The sequence below is a fragment of the Micromonospora sp. ATLC20 genome, assembly GCF_057196585.1.
Window position 1 is genome coordinate 79,270 of the sequence record NZ_JBXUOV010000004.1, and the last position, 6,943, is coordinate 86,212.

The window sequence follows — 6,943 nt, forward strand, 5'->3', positions numbered from 1 at the left end:
TGGCGGCGGTGCGGGGCCGATACGCCGGGCTGCTACTGGCCCGAACCGAAGGTGTCGCAGGACTTCGGGTCACCGGTGGTGAAGCCCTTGGTGAACCACTGCTTGCGCTGCTCCGAGCTGCCGTGGGTGAACTCGTCCGGGTTCACCGGCCGGCCGGACCGCTGCTGGATCGCGTCGTCGCCGATCTTCTCGGCGGTGTCGATGGCCTGCGAGATGTCCTGCTCGGTGATGCTGGTGAAGATCTTCTGGCCCTTGTCGTCGGCCGTACCGGTGGCGTTCTTCGCCCACGCCCCGGCGTAGCAGTCGGCCTGCAGCTCCAGCTTCACCGAGAGCGCGTTCGCGCTCTGCGGGTCGCGCTGCTGCTGGCGGCGCATCTGCGCCTCGGTGCCGAGCAGGTCCTGCACGTGGTGGCCGTACTCGTGGGCCAGCACGTACGGCTGGGCGAACTCGCCCTCGGCGCCGAGCTGGTCGGCGAGCAGCTTGTAGAAGGTGAGGTCGATGTAGACCAGGTCGTCGGCCGGGCAGTAGAACGGGCCCACGCCCGAGTCGGCAGCGCCGCAGGCGGTGCTCACGTTCTGGCTGAAGAACACCGTCTTCGACGGCCGGTACTGCTCGCCGAACGCCTCCGGCATCGCGGTACGCCAGTACGCCTGGATCGAGTTGACGTAGAGCGCGTTGCGGCAGTCGAGCTGCTTCAGCGCGTCCTGCGCCGAGCACTTCTGCTCCAGCGAGGTGTTGTCGCCCTGCTCGTCACCGCCGCCGTTGGTGGCGGCGTTGAGGCCGAAGCCGCCGCCCACCAGGGCGACCAGTACGGCGATGATGATGCCCACGATCCCGCCCCGGCCGCCGCCGATCGGGATCGGAATGCCCATCCCGCCGCCTCCGCTGGACCCTCGCCGGTCGTCCACCTGGCTGGTGTCGACCCGCGCGTTCTCGTTCAGCTCCATGTTGACCCCGATCACCGATGTGTCCGTATGTGATGGTTGCGGTACCGGACCGGGTCCGGACGGCGGTCTCCGTACCCGATGATCTTGCACGGTAATCCGGCGGAGAGGGCCCGCGGGGCCCGGTACACTTGCCCCCGTGCTGCGCTGCGAAGGCTGAACGGCCCCGCGCCGACGGGAAATCACCACCCGCCGGCGCTTTCGCGTGCCCTGAGTCAGCCCTTCCGGACCCGAGAGCGAGTACTCCGAGATGATCACTGCCACCGGCCTGGAACTGCGTGCCGGTTCCCGGATCCTGCTGTCCGACACCACCCTGCGGGTGCAGCCGGGCGACCGGATCGGCCTGGTCGGCCGTAACGGCGCCGGCAAGACCACCACGCTCAAGGTGCTCGCCGGGGAGGGGCAGCCGTACGGCGGGCAGATCGATCGGCGCAGCGCCATCGGCTATCTGCCGCAGGATCCGCGTACCGGTGACCTGGACGTCACGGGCCGGGACCGGGTGCTCTCCGCCCGCGGCCTGGACGTGCTCATGGCGCAGATGAAGGAGCTGGAGAACAAGCTCGCCGAGGGCGCCGACGACGAGCGGCTGGTCCGCCGCTACGGCGCGCTGGAGGACCAGTTCGCCTCGCTCGGCGGCTACGCGGCCGAGGCCGAGGCGGCCCGCATCTGCGCCAACCTCGGCCTGCCCGACCGGGCCCTGGCGCAGACCATCGGCACGCTGTCCGGCGGTCAGCGCCGCCGCATCGAGCTGGCCCGGATCCTGTTCCGCGACGCGGGCGAGAACGGCGGCGGCATCCTGCTGCTCGACGAGCCCACGAACCACCTCGACGCCGACTCGATCACCTGGCTGCGCGGCTTCCTCGCCAACCACAAGGGCGGCCTGATCGTGATCTCCCACGACGCCTCGCTGCTGGAGGCGGTGGTCAACAAGGTCTGGTTCCTGGACGCCACCCGGTCCGTGGTCGACACGTACAACCTGGGCTGGAAGGCGTACCTGGAGGCGCGCGAGACCGACGAGCGGCGCCGCCGCCGGGAGCGGGCCAACGCCGAGAAGAAGGCCGGCGCGCTGATGGCGCAGGCGGACAAGATGCGGGCCAAGGCCACCAAGACCGTCGCCGCGCAGAACATGGCCCGGCGCGCCGAGCGCCTGCTCTCCGGCCTCGACGAGGTCCGCGTCGCGGACAAGGTCGCGAAGGTACGCTTCCCGAGCCCCGCGCCGTGCGGCAAGACGCCGCTGACCGCGACCGGCCTGTCCAAGTCGTACGGGTCGCTGGAGATCTTCACCGACGTGAACGTCGCGGTGGACCGGGGTTCCCGGGTGGCCATCCTCGGTCTCAACGGCGCCGGCAAGACCACGCTGCTGCGGATGCTCGGCGGGCTGCTGGAGCCGGACACCGGCGAGGTACGCCCCGGGCACGGGCTGCGGCTCGGCTACTACGCCCAGGAGCACGAGACGCTCGACGTGGACCGGACGATCCTGGAGCACATGCGCAGCGCCGCGTCCGACCAGACCGACACCGACCTGCGCAAGATCCTCGGCGCGTTCCTGTTCTCCGGCGAGGACGTCGACAAGCCGGCCGGGGTGCTCTCCGGCGGCGAGAAGACCCGGCTGGCGCTGGCCACGCTGGTCTGCTCCGGCGCCAACGTGCTGCTGCTGGACGAGCCGACGAACAACCTCGACCCGGTCAGCCGCGAGCAGGTGCTCGACGCGATCGCCCGCTACCCGGGCGCGATCGTGCTGGTCACGCACGACCCGGGTGCGGTCACCGCGCTCAAGCCGGACCGCGCCATCCTGCTGCCCGACGGCGACGAGGACGCCTGGTCCGACGACCTCCTGGAGCTGGTGGAGCTCGCCTGACCCCGCCCGCCCCAGGGCACTCTGCTGGTCGATCATGAAGTTGGCGGCACTTTTGGAGATCCACATCGCCGTCAACTTCATGATCGACGGGGTGGGGTCTGTGGGGTCGGTGGGGTCGACGGGCCCGTCCGGCGGGGCGGTACGGATCAGCCGGCCGGAAGGATCACTCTATCGGGAAGCTGACATTGCGTAGCGTGTCGGTTGGCGAATAGTTGATATCTGGCGCATGATCGTCCGAGGCGGTCTAATAGGTGGGACCGTATCCGAACCGCACAGTCTGGGACGTGAGGAATCAGCATGGCAGCCACCGGCACAGCCACCAGCACTGAGAAGGGTCGCCGGATCGTCGGGGCCGAGCGTCAGACGCTCGCCAAAGACCTGGTAAAGCGGTACACCGGCGGAGAGAGCATCCGTGCTCTGGCGGCCTCGACCGGCCGTTCCTACGGGTTCATCCACCGGGTGCTCACCGAGTCCGGGGTGCAGCTGCGGCAGCGCGGCGGCGCCCGGCGCCGGAAGAAGGCGTGACCCGCCCCCCAGCGTCGTCCATCAGCGCGTTCCGGGGCGTCCGGTGACCGCCGAGACGACCGGAGTGCGCTTCGACTGCGACGGGCCGGTCGCGACGGTGACGTTGTGCCGGCCCGACGTACTCAACGCCCAGACCCCGGCGATGTGGCGCGCCATGAGCGACTTCTCCCGGGACCTGCCCGGCGACGTGCGCGTCGTCGTCGTACGCGGAGAGGGGCGCGCCTTCTCCGCGGGCCTGGACCTGGCGGTCGCCGGTGCGACCGGGCCGGGCTCCTTCGCCGAGCTGGCCGCGATGCCGGAGGCGGAGTGCGCCGACCGGATCGCCGAGTACCAGGGCGGCTTCACCTGGCTGCACCGGCCGGACGTGGTGTCCATCGCCGCGGTGCAGGGCCACGCCATCGGCGCCGGCTTCCAGCTCGCGCTGGCCTGTGACATGCGGGTGCTCGCCGCCGACGCGAAGCTCTCGATGGCCGAGGTGACCCTCGGCCTGGTTCCCGACCTGGCCGGCACGCGCCGCCTCGTCGAGCTGGTCGGCTACTCCCGGGCGCTGGAGATCTGCGCCACCGGCCGGCGGATGGACGCTGCCGAGGCGGACCGGATCGGCCTGGCCACGCTCGTGGTGCCGAACGACGAGCTGGACGGCGCCGTGCGTGATCTCTCCGCCGGGCTGCTCGCCAACAACCGGGACGCGATCATCGAGATCAAGGCGCTGCTCGCGGGCGCGGTCGACCGTTCGCACGCCGAGCAGCAGCGCGCCGAGCGGGAGGCGCAGACCCGGCGGATCCGGGACCTGGCCGGGCGGGGCGAATAGCCGGTACGGCGATTTCGTAAGGACCGTTCGGGAAGATCTGGGTTACTCGCGAGGTTGTCACAGGCGTCGGGAGAATGGACTCCGACGGTTCATGCTGCCCCGACGACCCGGAGGTGACGAGTGTCCCACCCGATGGCCGGCGGCGGCATGGGCGGCTGGAGCATGCTCCGGTCGCTGCGTAACCGCGACGAGGTCTCCGCCCACGAGCTCAAGCGCGGCACCGCCCGCCGGATCGTCGCGTTCGCCCGGCCCTACCGGCGCGACATCGTCGTCTTCCTGATCACCGTGATCGTCGCCGCGGTGATCGGCGTGGCCACGCCGCTGCTCGCCGGCGACGTCATCGACGCGATCGCCGGCGGCGGAGCGGACGCCCGCTCGACTGTCGTCCGGCTCGCCCTGATCATCGCCGCGCTCGCCGTGGCCGACGCGGTCTTCTCCCTGATCCAGCGCTGGTATTCGGCCCGCATCGGCGAGGGCATCATCCTCGACCTGCGCACCCGGGTCTACGACCACGTCCAGCGGATGCCGCTGCAGTTCTTCACCCGCACCCAGACCGGCGCCCTGGTCAGCCGGCTCAACAACGACGTGCTCGGCGCCCAGCGGGCGTTCACCTCGACGCTGTCCGGGGTGGTCAGCAACGTCATCCAGCTCGTGCTCACCGCGGCTGCGATGCTTGTGCTGTCCTGGCAGATCACCGTGCTGGCGCTGGTGCTGCTGCCGATCTTCATCATCCCGGCCCGCCGGGTGGGCCGGCGCCTGGCCGAGATCACCCGCGAGTCGTACAACCTCGACGCCAAGATGAACGCGACGATGACCGAGCGGTTCGGCGTCGCCGGCGCGCTGCTGGTCAAGCTGTTCGGCGCGCCGGAGGTGGAGGCCGACCGGTTCGCCCGCCGGGCCGAGCGGGTGCGTGACATCGGCATCCAGTCCGCCATGTATTCGCGGACGTTCTTCGTGGCGATGCTGCTCGTCGCGTCGCTGGCCCAGGCGCTGACGTACGGCGTCGGTGGCTGGCTGGCGGTCACCGGTGCGGTCAGCGCCGGCACCGTCGTCAAGCTGGCGCTGCTGCTGACCCGTCTCTACGGCCCGCTGACCGCGCTGTCCAACGTCCGGGTCGACGTGATGAGCGCGCTCGTCTCCTTCGACCGGGTCTTCGAGGTGCTCGACCTGCGCCCGACCATCGCCGAGAAGCCCGACGCGGTGCCGGTGCCGCGCGGCAACGGCCGGGTCGAGTTCCGCGACGTGCGCTTCCGCTACCCGAGCGCCGCCGAGGTGTCCCTCGCCTCCCTGGAGGAGGTCTCGACCCTCGACCGGACGGTGAACGAGCCGGTGCTCAAGGGCGTCTCGTTCGCCGTCGAGCCGGGTCAGATGGTGGCCCTGGTCGGCCCGTCCGGCGCCGGCAAGTCGACGCTGTCCATGCTGATCTCCCGGATCTACGACGTCAGCGACGGCCAGGTGCTGGTCGGTGGCGTCGACGTACGGGACGCGACGCTCGCCTCACTGCGCGACGAGATCGGCGTGGTCACCCAGGACTCGCACCTGTTCCACGAGACGATCCGGGAGAACCTGCGCTACGCCAAGCCGGACGCCACCGACGACGAGATCTGGGCGGCGCTGGCCGGCGCGCAGGTCGCCGACCTGGTCCGGGCGCTCCCGGACGGGCTCGACACGACTGTCGGCGAGCGGGGCTACCGCTTCTCCGGCGGCGAGAAGCAGCGCATCGCCATCGCCCGGCTCCTGCTCAAGGCCCCGTCGATCGTGATCCTCGACGAGGCCACCGCCCACCTGGACTCGGAGAGCGAGGCGGCGGTGCAGCGGGCGCTGTCGGTGGCGCTGACCGGGCGTACCGCGCTGGTCATCGCGCACCGGCTCTCCACGGTGCGCGACGCCGACCAGATCCTGGTGCTCGACGAGGGCCGGATCGTGGAGCGCGGCCGGCACGACGAGCTGGTGGCGGTCGGCGGCCTGTACGCCGAGCTGTACCGCACCCAGTTCGCGGTCACCGACTCGCCCGCGCCCCACGCCGAGGCCGAGCAGCCCGAGCCGGTGGTGACCACGGTGCCGATGGGCACCTACGTCGCCCACGAGGCCATGCCCCCGGCCGCCGCCAACTAGCGACCCGATGAGGCCACACGACCGACCGGCCAGCCGACTGACCGACGGGCCGACTGACCGGCCGGGCCACCGACGGCCCGCCGGCACCGGACGACCGAGGCCTAACCTGCGGCGACCGCGGCGCGCAGCTCGGCGAACGCGGCGCCGAGCGTCTCCGGCGTGAAGTGGGCGTTCAGGCCGCTCGGGTTGGGCAGCACCCAGAGCCGGGCCGCCGCGAGCGGCTCCGGCTGCGGCCCGAAACCGGCCTTCGGCCGGGCGAACCCGATCCGGTACGCGGTCACCCCGACCACCGCCACCCAGCGCGGCCGGTAGTGCTCGACCTTCGCCGTGAGCGTGGCCGCGCCGTCGACCAGTTCGCCGGCGGTCAGCTCGTCGGCACGGGCGCTGGCCCGGGCCACCATGTTTGTGATGCCGAGGCCCAGCGCCGGAAGCGTGTCCTGTTCGCTGGGGTGCAGCAGGCGCGGCGTGAAGCCGCCGCGGTGCAGGGCGGGCCAGAACCGGTTGCCCGGCCGGGCGAAGTGCCAGCCGGTGGCCGCCGACCACAGGCCCGGGTTGATGCCGACGAACAGCACGTCCAGGCCGGGCGCGATCACGTCGGGCAGCAGCCGGTCGGCCGCCGCGGCGAGCTGCTCGCGGCTGGGCCGGGGATGGCGGCGGGCGGGCGTGCCCGGTCCTGGCGCGGCCTCGGGC

6 protein-coding genes are annotated in these 6,943 nt (G+C 71.6%); 4 read left to right on the plus strand and 2 right to left on the minus strand.

What is annotated here, in order from left to right:
* Positions 1-32: 32 nt before the first annotated feature.
* Positions 33-947 (minus strand): KPN_02809 family neutral zinc metallopeptidase, encoded by a 915-nt coding sequence (gene ypfJ / locus AC2CHG_RS02335; protein ID WP_484524067.1) that lies wholly within the window; start codon positions 945-947, stop codon positions 33-35.
* Positions 948-1,194: 247 nt separating this feature from the next.
* On the opposite strand from ypfJ, the gene AC2CHG_RS02340 reads away from it, so the two are divergent.
* From AC2CHG_RS02340 to AC2CHG_RS02355, 4 genes are all read left to right on the plus strand, one after another.
* On the plus strand, positions 1,195-2,802 hold the full coding sequence (locus AC2CHG_RS02340; protein ID WP_043329650.1) for an ABC-F family ATP-binding cassette domain-containing protein: 1,608 nt from the start codon (positions 1,195-1,197) through the stop codon (positions 2,800-2,802).
* A gap of 297 nt (positions 2,803-3,099) precedes the next feature.
* The gene (locus AC2CHG_RS02345; RefSeq protein WP_007072022.1) at positions 3,100-3,327 is read left to right on the plus strand and encodes a helix-turn-helix domain-containing protein; all 228 of its coding nucleotides are present in this window, start codon (positions 3,100-3,102) and stop codon (positions 3,325-3,327) included.
* A 43-nt stretch (positions 3,328-3,370) separates the two neighbouring features.
* Complete coding sequence (locus AC2CHG_RS02350; protein WP_262014407.1) at positions 3,371-4,138, plus strand: enoyl-CoA hydratase/isomerase family protein; 768 nt, start codon at positions 3,371-3,373, stop codon at positions 4,136-4,138.
* A gap of 132 nt (positions 4,139-4,270) precedes the next feature.
* The gene (locus AC2CHG_RS02355) at positions 4,271-6,253 is read left to right on the plus strand and encodes an ABC transporter ATP-binding protein (RefSeq protein WP_484524068.1); all 1,983 of its coding nucleotides are present in this window, start codon (positions 4,271-4,273) and stop codon (positions 6,251-6,253) included.
* Between the two features lie 101 nt (positions 6,254-6,354).
* On the opposite strand, the gene mug is transcribed toward AC2CHG_RS02355, so the two are convergent.
* Positions 6,355-6,943: G/U mismatch-specific DNA glycosylase (gene mug / locus AC2CHG_RS02360; RefSeq protein ID WP_484524066.1), on the minus strand; the 589-nt coding region annotated here is incomplete at its 5' end.

Coding starts and splice junctions, on each gene's coding strand:
- ypfJ (WP_484524067.1), bottom strand. CDS start 947: ATGGAGCTGAACGAGAACGCGCGGGTCGACACCAGCCAGGTGGACGAC.
- AC2CHG_RS02340 (WP_043329650.1), top strand. CDS start 1,195: ATGATCACTGCCACCGGCCTGGAACTGCGTGCCGGTTCCCGGATCCTG.
- AC2CHG_RS02345 (WP_007072022.1), top strand. CDS start 3,100: ATGGCAGCCACCGGCACAGCCACCAGCACTGAGAAGGGTCGCCGGATC.
- AC2CHG_RS02355 (WP_484524068.1), top strand. CDS start 4,271: ATGGCCGGCGGCGGCATGGGCGGCTGGAGCATGCTCCGGTCGCTGCGT.